We start from the raw sequence: 15,812 nt of genomic DNA, 5'->3' as shown, positions 1-15,812 counted from the left end.
ATGGAATGGGAAGTTGTTATCGGGCTGGAGATTCACGTCCAGCTCTCCACTACGACCAAGATTTTCTCCGGCGCCAGCACCGCCTTTGGTGCCGAGCCGAACACCCAGGCCTGCGCCGTTGACCTGGCACTGCCAGGCACGCTGCCGGTGTTCAACGAAAACGCCCTGCGCATGGCCGTCATGTTCGGCCTGGCAGTGAACGCAGAGATCGGCAAGCGCTCCGTATTTGAGCGCAAGAACTACTTCTACCCCGACCTGCCCAAGGGCTACCAGACCACCCAGCTGGCGGAACCGATCGTCGGCCCTGGTTTTGTGGATATCGAAACCGAGGAAGGCGTGCAACGCCGCGTGCGTCTGCACCACGCCCACCTGGAAGAGGATGCGGGCAAATCCCTGCATGAAGACTTCCACGGCATGTCTGGCATCGACCTGAACCGCGCTGGCACCCCGCTGGTGGAGATCGTCTCCGAGCCGGATATGCGTTCTTCCAAGGAAGCCGCCGCCTACGCCCGCAAGATCCATGCGATCGTTACCACCCTGGGTATCTGCGACGGCAACATGGCCGAAGGCTCCATGCGCTGCGACTGCAACGTCTCGGTGCGCCCGAAAGGACAGGAAGAGTACGGTACCCGTACCGAGCTGAAGAACATCAACTCCTTCCGCTTTATCGAGCGCGCTATCGATACCGAAGTCGCCCGCCAGATCGATCTGATCGAAGATGGCGGCACCGTGTTGCAGGAAACCCGCCTGTACGACCCGGACAAGAACCAGACCCGCAGCATGCGCTCGAAAGAGGATGCCAACGACTACCGTTACTTCCCCTGCCCCGACCTGCTGCCGGTGGTGATCGACGATAGCTACATCGAAGCGATTCGCGAAACACTGCCGGAACTGCCGGACGCGCGCCGCGAGCGCTTTATCAGCGAGTACAAACTCTCCGACTACGATGCAGGAGTACTCTCAGGCTACAGCGCCCAGGCGGATTACTACGAAGCCGTAGTTAAAGCCTGCGGCGATACCAAGCTGGCGGCAAACTGGGTCATGGGCGAACTGGCCAAGTACCTGAACCAAAATGATATCGACATCAAGCAGAGCCCGGTATCTGCCGATCAGCTCGGCGGCTTGCTGGAGCGTATCAAGGACGACACCATCTCCGGCAACATCGCCAAGAAAGTGTTCGAGACCATGTGGACCGACGGCGGCAGCGCCGACGAGATCATCGAAGCCAAGGGCCTGAAACAGGTAACCGATACCGGCGCCATCGAGAAGATCGTCGATGATGTGATCGCCAATGCCGATAAGCAGGTCGAGCAATATAAAGCGGCAGAACCCGAGAAGCGCGGCAAGATGCTTGGCTTCTTTATGGGCCAGGTGATGAAAGCCACCGGCGGCAAGGCCAACCCGGGCGCCGTCACCGGCATACTGAAGAAGAAGCTGGACGCTCTCTGCGATTAATCCGGCACGAAGGATTCATCGAAAAGGCCCGTCACCCCGGGCCTTTTTTATTCGTACGCTCCTCGCTTTAAAACAACCTGCGTCAAAATACTTACTGTTAGAAATCTCCGCCCCAAGGATGACAAAGTGCTGTTCACTTTCTTACATCCTCGCTCCTGAGACCTGCCCCCCTGCTCCAAGCATCGCTAATATACTGTTTTTAAAAGGCCTCTAATAACCTCTCCGCATGGCACTGGTTTTGCTGATGATTAAGCATGACAAGGCCGCCGGGCGTGCATGCGACAAGGATCTAGCCGGCCGCGTCATCTTGAGAAAAAAACAGTTGAAATCTATCTAATACGAACTATTATCATTACCAATATTATTTGGTTAAAGATCCACAGAGGTATCTTATGTACGTATGCATCTGCAACAACATTACCGAACGCGAGATTCAGCAGGCGATCGATGATGGCGCACGCAGCGTACGGGACCTCAACCGCGCACTCTGCGTCGGCAGTGAATGTGGCAAATGCACCTGCACCGCGCGCCAGATAATCAAGCGCGAGCAGGCCGAGCGAGCTATGGCACTGGCCATGCCGGCCTGATTCCATAATCAGCAACACCCCCTCCACTTGCCCATAAGTTTCATCGGTCCCCAACGCGGGGACATCTGCGCTATACTCCTTTGCATGGCTGCTCACCCGCCCAGCCGTCAATTATCCATGCGACGTCTCAAAAGGAGTTTTCAATGCAAGGTGACAAGTCGCTAGTTCGCCGGCTTAACAAAGTGCTCACATTCGAGCTCACCTCCATCAACCAGTATTTCCTGCATGCACGCATGTACAAAAACTGGGGCCTGGAAAAACTCAACCACGCGGCCTACAAAAAATCGATTCTCGATATGAAACAGGCGGACGAGCTGATCGAACGCATACTGTTCCTGGAAGGCCTGCCTAACCTGCAGCAACTGGAGCGCCTGCGTATTGGCGAACACTGTGCTGAAATGATGCAGTGCGATCTGGACCTGGAGATGGAACAACTGGCCCTGTTGCGCGAAGTCATTGCCGAGTGCGAGGCTGGTGGAGATTATGTCAGCCGCCACCTGCTCGAAGAGATTCTCGAGAGCGAAGAAGCTCATGTTGACTGGATCGAAGCCCAGCAACATCTGATCCGGGAAACCGGCATCGAGAACTACCTGCAATCCGCCATCGAAAAGGAATAAGTGATGCAAGGCAAAAAGAAAGTCATCGACGCCCTGAACAAGCTCCTGGCGGGCGAACTGGCCGCCATGGACCAGTATTTCATCCACTCAGAAATGTACGACGACTGGGGCCTGACCAAGCTCTACGAGCGCATCGCTCACGAGTTTGACGACGAGAAAGGCCATGCCAAGGCGATCATCGCCCGTATCCTGTTCCTGGAGGGCACTCCGGACCTGGTTACCCGTGACCCTATCCATGTGGGTAAGGATGTCCCGGAGATGCTGCGCAACGATCTGAACACCGAGTACAGCGTCGCCAAAAACCTCAAAGACGTGATCAAGCTCTGTGAAGAAGAGCAGGATTACCAGACCCGCGAGATGCTGCGCCAGCAACTGGAAGACACCGAAGAAGATCATGCTTACTGGCTGGAAAAACAGCTGGGCCTGATCGACAAGATCGGTCTGAAAAACTACCAGCAGTCACAGATGTAATAGCATCTCTGACGCGCTACCTCAGCAAAGGCAGATCCCCGGATCTGCCTTTTGTCATTTCTGCAGCCAACAACCACGAATATAGAATTCAAACGGCTAGCCAAAAGACCACCCCGCCAGAAATGCAGGCCGTAAATGCGAGCGGAAGCAGGCTGAAAAAACCAACGCTCGAGCTGCCCAGCCTGGCGCCTCCCGGGCAAAAAAAACCCGCCAGGGCGGCGGGTAAATATGTGTGTGATAAAGCCAATGTCTGTCCACATACCGGAACAGAGCAATTCAGTCTCGGGGAGAGACTGCATGAGCAAGTTCGAGTATAGTCCTTCCAAACCGATATAAAATTCGAATTTAATCTCACCAATATTCGAAAATTTCGAATGCATATTCATAACCTCAACTTCCGTCATCTACGCTACTTCATGGTCGTCGCCCAGGAAGGCACCATTGCGCGCGCCAGCAAGCGACTCAACCTCACTCCACAAACCATCTCCGGACAGCTGAAAGTGCTTGAAGAGATGCTGGAGATAGAGCTGTTCGAGCGCCACGGCCGACGCCTTGATTTAACGGACGCCGGCCGCCAGGCGCTCGAATATGCGGAGGAGATATTCAACCTGGGTGAGGCGATGCAACTGCAGTTGCACCATGCCGGCAGCAGTCGCATTAACTGTGCTGTCGGGATCGCGGATGTCGTCCCGAAGAGCATCGCTTATAAACTGCTTGCGCCGGCGCTGGAGCTGGAAGAACCAGTACACCTGGAGTGCCGTGAAGGCTCGATGGAATCCCTGCTGGGCGACCTGATTGCCAACCGCGTGGACCTCATCCTGGCGGATCGCCCCATCGATGCCAGCACCCATGTACGCGCCTACAACCATCTGCTTGGCGAAACCGGCATCAGCATGTTCGCAAGCCCCGAACTGGCACAGCAATACCGACCGAACTTTCCTGAAGGCTTGAATGGAGCTCCGCTTCTGCTACCTACGGATGACACCGTTGCCGGAGCGAATATCATGAAGTGGTTCCGGGCCCGTCATATCGAGCCGGCAATCCGGGTACAGTGCGTAGACTCCGCCCTGATCGATATTTTCGGCCAGGCTGGAACCGGACTGTTCTGCGGCCCCTCAGTCCTGGAAAGCGAACTGCAGCGACAGCATAGCGTCGAAACCCTCGGTCGCCTGGAGGGAATCAGGGAGCGCTACTACGCCATTTCTCTGGAGCGGCAGATCCGCCACCCCGGCGTGCAGGCGATCACGCACAGGGCTCGGGAACTGCTTCTGGAAACAGAACAGGATTTGGAGCAAGAAACGAAATCAGACGATTAATTCAGCCAGCGAATCGATTACCCGATCTGCACCGGCCTCAGCGATTGGCGCGCCTTTATTGTAACCGTAGCTGACACACACCACCGCACATCCAGCGGCACGGGCAGCTGCTACATCCACCGAGGAATCGCCCACCATCAGAGAGCTGGCAGGCTCACTGCCCAGCTTTTCACAAGCATAAAGCAGCGGTGCCGGAGAGGGCTTCTTCTCCGCCAGAGTATCGCCTGCCACCACCACCGAAAAATAACCAGCAAGCCCAAGCTGGGTCAGTAGCTGATCGGTAAAAGCAGCGGGTTTATTGGTCACTACGGCCATGGGCATGCCCGCTTCACGATAACGATCCAGCGCAACCTGAACGCCCGCATAGATCTGGCTATTACGACCGTTCGCCTGGGCATAGGCGCCAAAGAACAGATCCCTGGCGACAGGGAAAAGCTCGACATCATCGCCATTCAGCAGCCCTGCCATATCTCCGCTAAGGGCACGCTTAACCAGCATATCAGCGCCGTTACCCACCCACTGGCGCACCGAATCCACACCTGCCGCGCTGCGGCCCAGCGCTTCCAGCATCTGGTCCACCGCCCGTGCCAGGTCCGGCACGCTATCAACCAGCGTACCGTCCAGATCGAAAAGCACCGCCTTGGGCGTTCCGGCCACTGCCATCATTTCACCAGGGCCAGTTCTGCGCGCATTTTGTCGATGGTGGCACGGTAGTCATCGGTGTTAAAAATCGCCGAGCCCGCCACAAAGGTATCCGCACCGGCTTCAGCAATCTCGCGAATATTACCAATGCCTACACCGCCGTCGACTTCGAGCCTGATCGGCAGGCCGCTTTCATCGATGCGTTGACGCACCTGGCGCAGCTTATCGAGCGTCGTCGGGATAAACTTCTGCCCACCAAAACCCGGGTTTACCGACATCAGCAGAATCATATCGACCTTATCCATGACGTGATCCAGGTAGTGCAGTGGGGTCGCCGGGTTGAACACCAGTCCTGACTTGCAGCCGCCATCGCGGATCATCTGCAGTGAGCGATCGATATGATCCGAGGCCTCCGGATGAAAGGTGATATAGGTGGCGCCAGCCTCAATAAAATCACCGATCATTCGGTCAACCGGCTTAACCATCAGGTGCGCATCGATGGGCGCTTCGATGCCGTGCTTGCGCAGCGCCTTGCAGACCATCGGCCCGATGGTCAGATTGGGTACGTAATGGTTGTCCATCACATCGAAGTGAACAATATCCGCACCGGCACTCAGCACCGCTTCAACCTCTTCGCCCAGGCGGGCAAAGTCGGCGGAAAGGATCGAAGGGGCAATTTTGAAATCTGTCATCAGGTAATCTACCGCAAGGATTAGATAGGTGGTGCGCTATTGTACAAAAGCAAGCCGCGGGTTTCAGCCTTGCCCGCAAACGCTGCGACGCCGATAATCGGCGCCATGACCTTATTGAGCAGCCTCACATCCTCAGCGATGAAAACAAGCCTTCTGCTATTGGCGTTTGCTATTCCCCTTGCGACCCAGGCATCCGAAGAAACGGAAGGCACGGCGTCGGCCGCAGCCCCCAGTTTCGACATGGCCGAGCTTTATAATGTCGAACGTAGCAGTGCTGGCAACCTTCCCCTGGACTCCAAGCTGCGCCAACTTCTGCCAGCCGACACGGTGGTGTTGACCATGGAAATTGGAGAGCAGCGCTTCCACGCTCTGCGCCAGGAGGCTGACAGAGAGGAACCGGTGGGTGGTTTGCTGCTGGTCCCCGACCCGGCGATTGGCACCGCCTGGGTACAACAGGTTGAAGCACTGAGGTTCGACCTGGCTCAAAAAGGCTGGCTGACGCTTGCACTGGAGCCTCCCCAGCCCGATGAGCAGCCACTGCCGGAGCGTACCCTGCCGGTAATGCAGAGTTTCGCATCGGGCGCAGCCTCGGCAGCAGAACCCGCAGCCAATGAGGCAGAGGAAACAAACACTGGGAACAGCGTCAGCGACGAACAGCCCGAGGCACCTCTCGCCCCCTTTGCAGAGCGCTTTGCTGAACGCATGGACCTGGCGCTGGAGCAGTTAACGGCCGATTCCCTGGAGCCTGTCGTGGTTATCGCATTCGGCCGCGCCACTCCCTGGGTGATGGACTATCTGAACCAACAAGCAGAGCAGCGCCTTTCACTGGTCATGATCGACCCGATACCAGATCAGTCCGCCGACGCACCGCTCTTTACCACCCTATGGGCTGGACTGGATGAGACGCGCATCGTCGATATCTACCATTCACCGCTACCGGGTTATCCACAGGCCGCTCCCGACGCCCGCATTCGCAAAGGCCAGGCCCGCCGCGAGGGCTTGCCCAATTATCTGCAGGTGCGAGCTGCCGGCCCCTTCACCGGTTGGCATGATGAGATGCCCTGGCTAACGGCCAAGGTAAGAGGACTGATACAGTCCGGAATCCTTGCCCCCATCGCCGAGGAAAAGGAAAAAGAGCAGCAGGAAGCGCAAGCAGCCCAAACACAAAACCCACCCGGTATGCCCCGCAACTGAGAGACTTGCTAGTAGTTCGAGTTATCATCGAGTGTGCTGCGGTCGCAGAACCCTGGCTCTAATAGCCGGGTTCTTCTTGGAACAAATCCATCTAGCAGCATAAACAACAAAGCGGAGCTAGCGCATGCCGCGGGATTTGCGGATATGGTCATAAGCCGCCTGGATCTCCTGAGTCTGCTCCTTGGCCAGCTGAATCATCTCCTCCGGCAGCCCCTTGGAAACCAGCTTGTCCGGGTGATGCTGGCTCATCAGTTTGCGCCAGGCGCGCTTGACCTCAGCATCGCTGGCCGAGGGCTCGATCCCGAGTACGCCGTAGGCCTGATCCAGCGATGCCGCTGAATAATTTTCCTGCTGCGCATGCGAACGGTAAGCCTGCTCGCGGAACGCCTGCTCCGCCTGCATCCTGGCCAGCAGGGCCTGCACTTCTCTCTGGGTAAAGTTCAGCTGCTGACAGATCTGCTGCAGCAGCGCCTGCTCATTGGCACTGATCTGACCATCAGCCATGGCCGCCTGCAGCTGAATTTCGACAAACATCAGCTTTAGCGAACTACGGTTGCGCATTAACGCAGACAGAGGCAGCAGCACCTTGGCGATATCAAAGTCAGGCGCTTTGCCCTCGGAGAAACATTCAATCGCTTCGCGGCGCTTCTCCTCGCTCAGATTCATCCGCGCCATCACTTCACGGGCAAAGTCGATTTCGACCTCGGTCACGCGACCGTCCGCCTTCGCCACCTTACCCATGACACAGAAGGTCGCACGGAAAAACAGCTGCTGCGGATTATAGGTAGAAGCGGTTTTTCTCAACGCACTATCGACCCAATACCCCAGTGCTCCGCCGAGAAACAACCCAACAGGACCACCACTGAAAAGACCAATCAATGCGCCCACGCCCAGACCTGTCCGGTGTCGGTACAGCTTCTGACCCAGGGATTCCGCATTTGCCATCTTAACTCTCTCCTTTCAGGCGCTTATCCAGCGCACTCAACCGCTCCGGGGTTCCTATATCATCCCAGTAAGCATCCAGGGCTTCCCCACTGACCCGACCAGCACTCATGGCCTGGCGTAGAATCGGTGCCAGTGCTGCCGGCTCACCACTGACCAACCCGGTAAACAGAGACGCTCGCAGCATACTGATCCCGGAAAAGGTCAGCCTGGAATCGCCGCTATCCAAAACCCGACCGCTCGCGGCCAGGTGAAAATCCCCTCCCGGATGCCAGCTGGGATTATCAACCAGTAACAAGTGAGCGTCGCTATCCGGGTTCAGTTCCATTCTTTTCAGACGACCAGGCTCTATATCCGAGTAGACATCGCCATTGACCACTAGAAAACTGTCGCCTTCCCGGTCGGCCAGCAGCGGTAACGCCTGACGGATCCCCCCTGCCGTTTCCAGAGGCTGACCTTCGGGTGAATAGAGCAACTCCACGCCGAAGCGGGCACCATCGCCCAGGGCCGACTCTATCTGCTCACCCAACCAGGCGTGATTGATCACGATCCGCTCCACACCGGCGGCTACAAGACGTTCGATATGGAATACGATCAGCGGTTTACCCGCCGCGGTCAGCAGCGGCTTGGGGGTTTTCAGTGTCAGCGGGCGCATCCGGGTACCCAGCCCGGCCGCAAGAATCATCGCACGCACGGTTTAATCAAGCTCCCGGGCTAAAGCATCCGCATCAACCCCTTTATTAAATAAGGGATGTGCGCTCATGGCAGGCACTATGCGTTGCTCAAGCCAATGAGCGAAAGGCTGAGTTTCCGAATAGCGAGCCGCTGCACGCAGCAGATAACCCAGTGTTCTTGGCATATCGGCGAGATAACCATCTTTACCATCTCGCAATGACAATCGGGAGAAGATCCCCAGCACTTTCAACTGACGCTGCATACCCATCCAGTCGAAATCACGCAGAAATTGATCACTTTCTGCCACATCAGCGCCTGCAGCTTGCAAGGCGCAGCGAAACTCTTCTACCCAGCCACGAACGCGTTCATCGGGCCAGCGGATGTAGCTGTCACGAAACAGAGAAACAAGATCGTAGGTGTACGCTCCTCGTACCGCATCCTGAAAATCGATAACGCCAAGACCACCATCGGGCAGCGGCATCAGGTTACGGGAGTGGTAATCCCGGTGCACGGTAACCTGCGGTTGGGACAGGGATGATTCAACCAGCTGCGTCTTGATGCCGGCCAGCAACTGCTGCTCATCGTCACCGAGCTGCACACCCAACAAACGGTCGAGAAACCACTCATCAAACAGCCCCATCTCACGACGCAGGAGCGCTTCGTCGTAGGGCGGCAGGTCATCGGCAGGAATCTGCTGTATCTGTAATAAGGTTTCGAGCGCCTGCCCATAAAGACGATCGGCACTTTCTGGCACCAGCTCCGGCAATAGCAAGCGATCCCCGAAGTCTTCCAGCAGCATGAATCCGAGCTCCAGATCAGCTGCCAGTATCGCCGGCACCCTGACGCCACGGCTGAACCAGTCTCTGGCTAAAGTAACAAATGGAGCACTGTTTTCTTTCTCTGGCGGGGCATCAACAGCGATCCAGTTAACTTGCTTTCCAGACGCTCTGAAATAACGTCGAAAGCTTGCATCCCCGGATACGGGGATCAGGGTGTCCGAGCTAAGTGCGAGCCCCTGCTCTGCAGCTATTGTCGACACCCACTGCTCCAGCTGCTGCAGGCGAACATCCATCAGTTTTTTGGCTCCTTCTGGCTCGGTCTGCAGTGCTCTTACTCACCGACTTTGAGCCTGGGTTAATTCTCAATCACACTCGGGCTAAGAGCGCCCGCAGACTCTCGCCTCAGGTCTGGCCTTAGCGCCGCTAACCGCTGTATCATGCACAGCTCGGTATGGTACTCGACTTCGGGGGTGGCAAGAAACAGGCCGCCTACACGCGCAAACGGAAAGCGACTTGATGCCCTTTAAAAGAGCCCACTCTTTCAAGCTGATGCTAGCGGTTGCAGCAGCTTTATCCGCGTCACAGGCAGCCGCACAAGATGACCAAAGACTCTGGAACTGCAATACCAGTTCATCCGGCGAGTGGGATTGTGAGGTTAATGAAACCTTGATGCAGGAGGCTGGTGCCACTGCTGCACCCGAAGCCCGCTCTTCTGCTTCTACTACCCCCTCAGAAAACACTGCTACAGCATCCAGCTCCCAGGCGGAAAAGCCTTCCGAGCCACAAAAAGTGACTGGGGCTGCCCCCCCAGCGGCGCCGCGACCACAGGCTTCCGCGCCAGCACCGGCTTCCCGATCGACGGCATCCCGCACAGAAACCGCCGCACCGGCAGCTCGCGCCAACGAAAGCTCGGAGCCTAGCGCTGAATCGACCTCTCGTCAGGTAACGACTCAGCAGGTAGCAGCCGGTGACCGCTATGACCAGTTTGCCTGTACCGTCGACAACGGTCAGTGGGTCTGCACGCAGAACCCGGTCGCCCGTTCTAGCGTAGCCCCTGCAGCAGGTGCCAAAGCGGTAGCGCAAAATTACGCCTACCTTGACTGGTATCGCTACACCCCCGGTGAAGAGGGTTTCGGCGGCGCCTGCGCTGGTGAGTACCGCGAGCCCGCACTGAACCTGGGCGAGGCAAAGACACTGGAAGAGCAGCAGACCATTTTCCTGGAGGCGCTGCGCTCGTCCACTGTCCTTGGTGGCACCACCCAGCTCCAAGGCGGCATCAATATGCGCCAGGGCCAGCGCCTGCTGACCAGTGACGAAGCAATATACGACGCCGAAAGTCAGACAGCCTCTCTGGATGGCAAGGTCACGTACCGGGAACCCGGCCTGCTGATGGTGGGTGAAAGTGCCCGCGCTGATCTTAACGCCGGCCATACCAGCTTCCATAACGCCGAGTATGTGATGCACCAGGAGCATCTGCGCGGCAGCGCTAACTCGATCGAACGTTTCGTCGATGCCCGTGTCGTTATGAACGATGGCCGTATCACCTTCTGTGAGCCGGGTAACAACGACTGGGCGATCGCAGCAGACGACCTGGAGATCCACACCGAGGAAGGCTACGGCGAGGCTCGCCACGCGACCTTTGAAGTTGCGGATATCCCGGTACTGTACCTGCCCTATTTCTACTTCCCGATCGACGACACCCGTCGCTCAGGCTTTCTCTATCCAAGCGTCGGATACTCGGATACCGACGGCCTTGATATCGCGACGCCTTACTACTTCAATCTGGCGCCGAACTACGATGACACGTTCACACCGCGCTACGTAAGCGAGCGCGGTCTGGTGCTGGAAAACGAGTTCCGGTACATGAACACCTGGTCCATGAACACTCTAAGCACCGCCTACATCAATGATGATGACCTTTATGGCGATAGCCGCTGGGCACTGGGCATCGAGCATAATGGCAACCCGGCGGACAACTGGTTTACCCGGATCGACTACCGCCGCATCAGTGACGACGATTACCTGGATGATCTGGATACGACCAACCTGGAAATCGCTAAAGAAGACGATCTTGATCAGATAGCCATGGCTCGCTACGAGGGTGATGGCTGGACCTTCACCGGAAAAGTACATAAATACCAGACCATTGACGGGGGCCGGGAGCCTTACGAGCAGGTGCCCCAATTTGCTCTGACCGGCCAGGAAGTTATCGCCAATACAGCGCTGTTCGCCTACCAGGCGGAGTACACCTATTTCGACCGCGATAACGACGACACCAGGCTGACCGAAGAGGAAAGAGTGATCGGCAGCCGTTTCCATGTTCGCCCCAGCATCAGCTACAGCTGGGATCGACCCTGGGCTTCAGTCAAGCCCAGACTTACTTACTGGTATTCCCAATACGATCTTTCCGACCAGCCTGAAAACTGGTCCAAAGCACCAAGCCTGGGCATCCCCATTGCCAGTCTCGACTCAACCCTTAAGTTCGAACGTGGCTACGGTGCTGATCTGACCCAAACCCTTGAGCCACGTATCAAACTGATTCACACGGCCAGCGAAGATCAATCGGAGATACCTAACTTCGATTCAGAAAGACTGGATTTAAATTACTACAACCTGTTCAACGAAACCGGCTATAGCGGCAACGATAAAGTCGCAGGCACCAGCCAAGCGACAGTTGGTTTAAGCAGCGCGTTCTACTCCCAAGCAGGTCTGGAACGAGCCCGGGTTGGCGTAGCCCAGGCCTACTATTTCGAAGACAGGGATGAAGAAACAGGCTTCCGACCGGGTGATGTGGATGGCACGGAAAGCCGCTCCAACCTGGCGGTTCTGGCCAGCTGGAATATCACGCCGGAGCTGCGCTTCGCTCACGACAGTGAGCTTGATGACTCTGACAATCTGCAAATGGTCCAGCAGAACTATCGACTCAGTTACCAGCCTGATGAATCCAGGCTGATCTATCTGAGTTACCGTGACAACTCGGGCTCCCGTTTCGATTCTCAACGGGACAAGGATGAAAACGAAATTCGCCAAACTGATTTTGCGTTCCGCTGGCCGATCTCGGACCAATGGGGCATGATCGGCCGCTGGCAGGAAGATCTGCTCAGGGATGAGAACATCGAAACCCTGCTGGGTGTTGAATACACCAGCTGCTGCTGGAAGATCCGAGTCACTGGACGCCAGTGGGTAGATGACACCGATAATATCGAAGATATAGAGACCGACACCGGTATCTTCTTTGAATTCGTACTCCGCGGCCTGGGCTCCTTCGGCCAGTCCGGCGGTCGTGAATTCCTGGAAGATATCACTGGCAAGGAAGAGGATGCTCGAAATGCGTTTTAAGCGGTTTGTTCAACGCCAACTGCTACTGGTAATGACCCTGTTCACCCTGCAGCAGGCACAGGCAGCCGAGCTGCTTGATCAGGTGGTCGCCGTCGTTAACGATGATATTGTGCTGCAAAGCGAGCTGGAAGAGCGCACTGCGCTGGTTCAGGAGCAGATTGAAGCCCAGGGCGCTCAGGCCCCGGCTATTGATGTGCTGCGCCAGCAGGTACTCGAACGACTGATCATGGATCGTATCCAGCTGCAGATCGGTGATCGTCAGGGTATCCGCGTCAGCGATCAGGAGCTTAATGCAGCCATGCAGCGGATTGCCGACCAGAACAACATGTCATTGGCTCAGTTCCGTGAAGCTCTGATTGCAGAGGGTCGAGACTACGCTCAGTCTCGCGAGCAGATCCGTCAGGAGATCCTGCTTTCCCGCGTTCAGCAGGCCAACGTCAACCGCCGGATCAACGTCTCCGAACAGGAGATCAGGAATTTCCTGGCGAATAATCAGGCCTCCGACAAGGTTGAGTACCTGCTCAGCAATATTCTGATCTCAATCCCGCAGAGCGCCTCTCCCGAGCTGATCAAGCGCGCCCAGGATGAAGCGGACAGCCTCTACCAGCAGCTGCGTGATGGTGCTGACTTCCAGCAGCTCGCCACCGCCAACTCCGATGCTTCGAACGCCCTGCAGGGCGGCGACCTGGGCTGGCGTGCGCGTACCGAGCTCCCTACCGATATTGCCGGCGCAATCGGTTCTCTGCAGAATGGCCAGGTCAGCGCACCGGTGCGCACACCGGCCGGTTTTCATATTCTGCAGCTGCGCGACAAACGGGGCGAACAGGAAACGCTGGTCGAACAGACCAAGGTACGTCATATCCTGATCTCACCCAGCGAAGTGCGTAGCGAATCCCAGACTCAGCAGCTCGCGCAGGAGCTCTATAACCGACTCCAGAACGGCGAATCCTTTGATGAGCTGGCTCGTCAATACAGCGACGACCCCGCCAGCGGCTCCCAGGGGGGCGAGCTGGGTTGGACCCAGGCTGGCCAGATGGTGCCTGAGTTTGAGCAGGTAATGGATGACACCGCCGCAGGCAGCATCAGCCAGCCGTTCGAGTCTCGCTTTGGCTGGCACATCCTCCAGGTTGAAGAGCGCCGTACCCAGGACTTCGCCGACGAGATGCGTGAAAGCACCGCTCGCAACGCGATTCGCAAACGCAAGTACAACGAAGAGCTGGATAACTGGCTGCGTGAAATCCGCGCCCAGGCCTATATCGAGCGTAAAAACCTGGACGACCTGTGAGCCGCACACTTCGGATTGCGATTACACCGGGTGAACCCGCCGGCATAGGTCCCGACCTGTGCCTGGCGATTGCTCAACAGCCTCAGGCGCATCAGCTGGTAGTCTTTGCAGACCCTGAGCTTATGCAGTCCAGGGCTGCAGAGCTGGGCCTTGATATTCAGCTGCATACCATCGACCTGATGCAACCGGCACAGCCCGCCGCGCCTGGCGAGTTGTTTATTCAGCCGGTCAAACTGGCTGCGCCCGCTGTAGCTGGCCAGCTCGACCTGGCCAATGCTGGCTACGTGCTGGAAACGCTAACCCTGGCAACTCTGGGCTGTCAGTCTGGTGACTACGACGCACTGGTCACCGCACCGGTGCATAAGGGCGTTATCAACCAGTCCGGAATCGAGTTCAGTGGCCATACCGAGTTTCTTGAAGCTCTGACCAAGACCAACAAGGTCGTTATGATGCTGGCCACCGAAGGACTGAGGGTCGCACTGGCTACCACTCACCTGCCGTTGGCACGGGTTCCGGCGGCCATTACCGCCCCCCTGCTGCATGAAGTGATCGATGTACTGATCGCCGACCTGAAAAAGTATTTTGGCTGTGCACGGCCACGCGTGCTCGTATGCGGCTTGAACCCCCATGCGGGGGAAGGCGGCTATCTGGGACGTGAAGAGATCGACGTGATCGAGCCGGTAATGGAAAGCTACGCTAACGCCGATGTCGAGCTTATCGGCCCTCTGCCCGCCGATACCCTGTTTACCGAAAAATACCTGGCCAACGCCGACGCGGTGCTGGCGATGTATCACGATCAGGGGCTGCCGGTGCTGAAATACAAGGGCTTCGGCAACGCCGTTAACATTACTCTCGGATTACCGATCATACGCACCTCGGTGGATCACGGCACAGCGCTGGATCTGGCCGGCACCGGGCTGGCAGACACCGGCTCCCTGCGCACCGCGATCGACTATGCTGCCAACATGGCGGCCTGCAGACAGGACAACAGCAAACTTTCATGAGCAAGAAACCGATAGCGCACAAGGCGCGCAAGCGCTTTGGCCAGAACTTCCTGCACGATGCCGGCATCATTCGCCGCATCGTCCGCGCCATTCACCCCAAGCCTGAAGACCACCTGGTGGAGATCGGGCCTGGCCTGGGCGCCCTCACCGAAGAGCTGTTGAGTGAAGCCGGGGCGCTGGATGCCATCGAGCTGGACCGGGACCTGATTCCAGTACTGCGCACCAAGTTCTTCCGTTATGAAGACAACTTCCGCATCCATGAAGCAGACGCGCTCAAGTTCGACTTCGCCTCGCTGTGCACAAATGATCAACCACTGCGCATCGTCGGCAACCTGCCTTACAACATCTCGACTCCGTTGATCTTCCACCTGCTGAGCTTCAGCGGCCGGGTCAGCGATATGCACTTCATGCTGCAAAACGAGGTCGTAGACAGACTGGCGGCGCAACCGGGTGAGAACCACTACGGACGCCTGGGCATCATGGCGCAGTATTACTGCGAGGTGGAGAAGCTGTTTATCGTCCCGCCCGGCGCATTTAACCCAGCGCCCAAGGTCGACTCGGCGATCGTTCGCCTCACCCCCTATGCAACCCTCCCCTGCCCGGCTAAAGATGTAACAAAATTGCAGGATGTGGTGCGTACCGCCTTCAGTCAGCGACGTAAAACCTTGCGCAACAACTTGAAACCGTTGATCGATGCCGCCACATTGGAAACACTGGGGATTGATCCGCAGCTTCGCCCCGAGCGCCTGACGCTTGCAGAGTTTGTGCGGATCAGCGATGCCCTCAGCGACACTGACCAAGAGGAACACTGAAT

General features: G+C 57.1%; 16 protein-coding genes. 10 read left to right on the top strand and 6 right to left on the bottom strand.

Annotated elements, in window-relative coordinates; all coding sequences use genetic code 11:
• The 5 genes from gatB to nhaR all read left to right on the top strand — a co-directional run bounded on the left by gatB (position 1) and on the right by nhaR (position 4,446).
• Positions 1-1,455, top strand: coding sequence for an Asp-tRNA(Asn)/Glu-tRNA(Gln) amidotransferase subunit GatB (gene gatB, locus CLV83_RS10675; RefSeq protein ID WP_132291659.1), 1,455 nt, complete (start codon positions 1-3; stop codon positions 1,453-1,455).
• Between the two features lie 392 nt (positions 1,456-1,847).
• Entirely contained in the window at positions 1,848-2,042 is a 195-nt protein-coding gene (locus CLV83_RS10670) for a (2Fe-2S)-binding protein (protein WP_132291656.1), read from the top strand.
• Between the two features lie 143 nt (positions 2,043-2,185).
• Complete coding sequence (gene bfr / locus CLV83_RS10665) at positions 2,186-2,659, top strand: bacterioferritin (protein ID WP_132291653.1); 474 nt, start codon at positions 2,186-2,188, stop codon at positions 2,657-2,659.
• 3 nt (positions 2,660-2,662) lie between these two features.
• A complete protein-coding gene (gene bfr, locus CLV83_RS10660; protein WP_132291650.1) occupies positions 2,663-3,130 on the top strand; it encodes a bacterioferritin in 468 nt (155 codons plus the stop codon).
• A gap of 374 nt (positions 3,131-3,504) precedes the next feature.
• Complete coding sequence (gene nhaR, locus CLV83_RS10655; protein WP_132291647.1) at positions 3,505-4,446, top strand: transcriptional activator NhaR; 942 nt, start codon at positions 3,505-3,507, stop codon at positions 4,444-4,446.
• Here nhaR and CLV83_RS10650 read toward each other — a convergent pair.
• From CLV83_RS10650 to CLV83_RS22595, 3 genes are read right to left on the bottom strand one after another with little or no spacing between them, the layout of a single operon-like run.
• A complete protein-coding gene (locus tag CLV83_RS10650) occupies positions 4,435-5,109 on the bottom strand; it encodes a phosphoglycolate phosphatase (protein WP_132291644.1) in 675 nt (224 codons plus the stop codon). The two genes, nhaR and CLV83_RS10650, sit on opposite strands and share 12 nt — an antisense overlap.
• A complete protein-coding gene (gene rpe, locus CLV83_RS10645; RefSeq protein WP_132291641.1) occupies positions 5,109-5,780 on the bottom strand; it encodes a ribulose-phosphate 3-epimerase in 672 nt (223 codons plus the stop codon). Before rpe ends, CLV83_RS10650 begins: the two co-directional genes overlap by 1 nt.
• 20 nt (positions 5,781-5,800) lie before the next feature.
• Positions 5,801-6,022, bottom strand: a complete 222-nt coding sequence (locus tag CLV83_RS22595; RefSeq protein WP_165900267.1) for a hypothetical protein — start codon at positions 6,020-6,022, stop codon at positions 5,801-5,803.
• On the opposite strand from CLV83_RS22595, the gene CLV83_RS10640 reads away from it, so the two are divergent.
• Positions 5,919-6,974, top strand: coding sequence for a DUF3530 family protein (locus CLV83_RS10640; protein WP_165900285.1), 1,056 nt, complete (start codon positions 5,919-5,921; stop codon positions 6,972-6,974). The two genes, CLV83_RS22595 and CLV83_RS10640, sit on opposite strands and share 104 nt — an antisense overlap.
• Positions 6,975-7,091: 117 nt before the next feature.
• Here CLV83_RS10640 and djlA read toward each other — a convergent pair whose 3' ends face one another.
• From djlA to CLV83_RS10625, 3 genes are read right to left on the bottom strand one after another with little or no spacing between them, the layout of a single operon-like run.
• Positions 7,092-7,919: a co-chaperone DjlA gene (gene djlA, locus CLV83_RS10635; RefSeq protein ID WP_132291635.1), complete on the bottom strand. Its 828-nt coding sequence runs from the start codon at positions 7,917-7,919 to the stop codon at positions 7,092-7,094.
• A 1-nt stretch (position 7,920) separates the two neighbouring features.
• Complete coding sequence (murU, locus tag CLV83_RS10630; protein ID WP_341540379.1) at positions 7,921-8,601, bottom strand: N-acetylmuramate alpha-1-phosphate uridylyltransferase MurU; 681 nt, start codon at positions 8,599-8,601, stop codon at positions 7,921-7,923.
• Positions 8,602-8,613: 12 nt separating this feature from the next.
• Complete coding sequence (locus CLV83_RS10625) at positions 8,614-9,663, bottom strand: aminoglycoside phosphotransferase family protein (RefSeq protein ID WP_132291629.1); 1,050 nt, start codon at positions 9,661-9,663, stop codon at positions 8,614-8,616.
• A gap of 376 nt (positions 9,664-10,039) precedes the next feature.
• Between CLV83_RS10625 and CLV83_RS10620 the strand changes: the two genes are divergently transcribed.
• From CLV83_RS10620 to rsmA, 4 genes are read left to right on the top strand one after another with little or no spacing between them, the layout of a single operon-like run.
• On the top strand, positions 10,040-12,709 hold the full coding sequence (locus CLV83_RS10620; protein ID WP_165900284.1) for an LPS-assembly protein LptD: 2,670 nt from the start codon (positions 10,040-10,042) through the stop codon (positions 12,707-12,709).
• A complete protein-coding gene (locus tag CLV83_RS10615) occupies positions 12,699-13,994 on the top strand; it encodes a peptidylprolyl isomerase (RefSeq protein WP_132291623.1) in 1,296 nt (431 codons plus the stop codon). The genes CLV83_RS10620 and CLV83_RS10615 overlap by 11 nt, the downstream gene beginning before the upstream one ends.
• Complete coding sequence (gene pdxA / locus CLV83_RS10610; protein WP_132291620.1) at positions 13,991-14,998, top strand: 4-hydroxythreonine-4-phosphate dehydrogenase PdxA; 1,008 nt, start codon at positions 13,991-13,993, stop codon at positions 14,996-14,998. Before CLV83_RS10615 ends, pdxA begins: the two co-directional genes overlap by 4 nt.
• Positions 14,995-15,810 carry a 16S rRNA (adenine(1518)-N(6)/adenine(1519)-N(6))-dimethyltransferase RsmA gene (gene rsmA / locus CLV83_RS10605; RefSeq protein WP_132291617.1) on the top strand — a complete coding sequence of 272 codons (816 nt, stop codon included), beginning with the start codon at positions 14,995-14,997 and terminating at the stop codon, positions 15,808-15,810. Before pdxA ends, rsmA begins: the two co-directional genes overlap by 4 nt.
• Positions 15,811-15,812: the final 2 nt, after the last annotated feature.

Origin of the sequence: Marinobacterium mangrovicola, from assembly GCF_004339595.1 — a bacterium.
Taxonomy (GTDB): domain Bacteria; phylum Pseudomonadota; class Gammaproteobacteria; order Pseudomonadales; family Balneatricaceae; genus Marinobacterium_D; species Marinobacterium_D mangrovicola.
Note: the sequence above shows the minus strand (reverse complement) of the source record. Positions and strands in the feature narration are given on the sequence as shown.

Excerpts from the sequence above, each read along its gene's own strand:
- gatB (WP_132291659.1), top strand. The coding sequence starts at position 1 with ATGGAATGGGAAGTTGTTATCGGGCTGGAGATTCACGTCCAGCTCTCC.
- CLV83_RS10670 (WP_132291656.1), top strand. The coding sequence starts at position 1,848 with ATGTACGTATGCATCTGCAACAACATTACCGAACGCGAGATTCAGCAG.
- bfr (WP_132291653.1), top strand. The coding sequence starts at position 2,186 with ATGCAAGGTGACAAGTCGCTAGTTCGCCGGCTTAACAAAGTGCTCACA.
- bfr (WP_132291650.1), top strand. The coding sequence starts at position 2,663 with ATGCAAGGCAAAAAGAAAGTCATCGACGCCCTGAACAAGCTCCTGGCG.
- nhaR (WP_132291647.1), top strand. The coding sequence starts at position 3,505 with ATGCATATTCATAACCTCAACTTCCGTCATCTACGCTACTTCATGGTC.
- CLV83_RS10650 (WP_132291644.1), bottom strand. The coding sequence starts at position 5,109 with ATGGCAGTGGCCGGAACGCCCAAGGCGGTGCTTTTCGATCTGGACGGT.
- rpe (WP_132291641.1), bottom strand. The coding sequence starts at position 5,780 with ATGACAGATTTCAAAATTGCCCCTTCGATCCTTTCCGCCGACTTTGCC.
- CLV83_RS10640 (WP_165900285.1), top strand. The coding sequence starts at position 5,919 with ATGAAAACAAGCCTTCTGCTATTGGCGTTTGCTATTCCCCTTGCGACC.
- CLV83_RS22595 (WP_165900267.1), bottom strand. The coding sequence starts at position 6,022 with ATGTCGAAACTGGGGGCTGCGGCCGACGCCGTGCCTTCCGTTTCTTCG.
- djlA (WP_132291635.1), bottom strand. The coding sequence starts at position 7,919 with ATGGCAAATGCGGAATCCCTGGGTCAGAAGCTGTACCGACACCGGACA.
- murU (WP_341540379.1), bottom strand. The coding sequence starts at position 8,601 with ATGATTCTTGCGGCCGGGCTGGGTACCCGGATGCGCCCGCTGACACTG.
- CLV83_RS10625 (WP_132291629.1), bottom strand. The coding sequence starts at position 9,663 with ATGGATGTTCGCCTGCAGCAGCTGGAGCAGTGGGTGTCGACAATAGCT.
- CLV83_RS10620 (WP_165900284.1), top strand. The coding sequence starts at position 10,040 with ATGCAGGAGGCTGGTGCCACTGCTGCACCCGAAGCCCGCTCTTCTGCT.
- CLV83_RS10615 (WP_132291623.1), top strand. The coding sequence starts at position 12,699 with ATGCGTTTTAAGCGGTTTGTTCAACGCCAACTGCTACTGGTAATGACC.
- rsmA (WP_132291617.1), top strand. The coding sequence starts at position 14,995 with ATGAGCAAGAAACCGATAGCGCACAAGGCGCGCAAGCGCTTTGGCCAG.